Annotated in this window: 1 protein-coding gene; it reads left to right on the forward strand. The window is 48.3% G+C overall.

Translation table 11 applies throughout. The features are described from left to right. A partial coding sequence (locus tag R7P67_RS26550) for a valine--pyruvate transaminase (RefSeq protein WP_318086546.1) occupies positions 1 to 1,034 on the forward strand: 1,034 nt, incomplete at its 3' end.

The following is a 1,034-nucleotide window of genomic DNA, read 5'->3' on the forward strand; positions in this document are numbered from 1 at the left end:
ATGCAGTTCTCAAAGTTTGGTGAAAAATTTAATCAGTATTCAGGTATTACGCAGTTAATGGACGATTTGAATGATGGCCTACGCACGCCAGGTGCCATCATGCTCGGTGGGGGTAACCCGGCCGCCATTCCTGCCATGCTCGATTACTTTCACCAAGCCAGTGAAGAAATGCTCGCCAGTGGCGAACTCGTCGCCGCGCTCACTAATTATGATGGCCCTCAGGGTAAAGACGTGTTCGTCAAAGCGCTCGCTCAGCTGTTTCGTGAAACATACGGCTGGGACATCAGTGAGAAGAATATTAGCCTGACGAATGGCAGCCAAAGCGGGTTCTTCTACCTATTTAATTTGTTTGCTGGTCAGCAGCCAGATGGTTCGCACAAAAAAGTCCTGTTGCCTATCGCACCGGAATACATTGGCTACGGTGATGCAGGTATCGATGAAGACATTTTTGTTTCGTACCATCCAGAAATCGAGCTACTCGACAACGGCCTATTCAAATATCACGTTGATTTTGAAAAGCTCACCGTCGATGACTCCGTCGCAGCAATTTGTGCATCTCGCCCAACCAACCCAACAGGTAACGTACTGACTGACGAAGAAGTGCGTAAACTGGACAAATTGGCGCGCGAGAACAACATCCCACTGATCATCGACAATGCGTACGGCTTGCCGTTCCCGAACATCATTTTTGAAGATGTAGAACCATTCTGGAATGAAAACACCATCCTGTGCATGAGCTTATCTAAACTTGGCTTACCGGGTGTGCGATGTGGGATTGTGATTGCGAGTGAAGAAATCACCCAAGCACTCACCAATATGAATGGCATCATCAGCTTAGCGCCAGGCAGTGTTGGCCCAGCATTGGCAAACCACATCATCGCTAAAGGCGATCTACTCAAACTGAGTTCAGAGGTGATTAAGCCGTTCTACAAGCAGAAATCACAACGCGCGGTAGAACTGCTACAACAGGCGATTACCGACGAGAGATTCCGTATCCACAAACCTGAAGGGGCGATCTTCTTGTGGTTATGGTT

It is taken from the genome of Vibrio sp. Vb0937 (assembly GCF_033338855.1).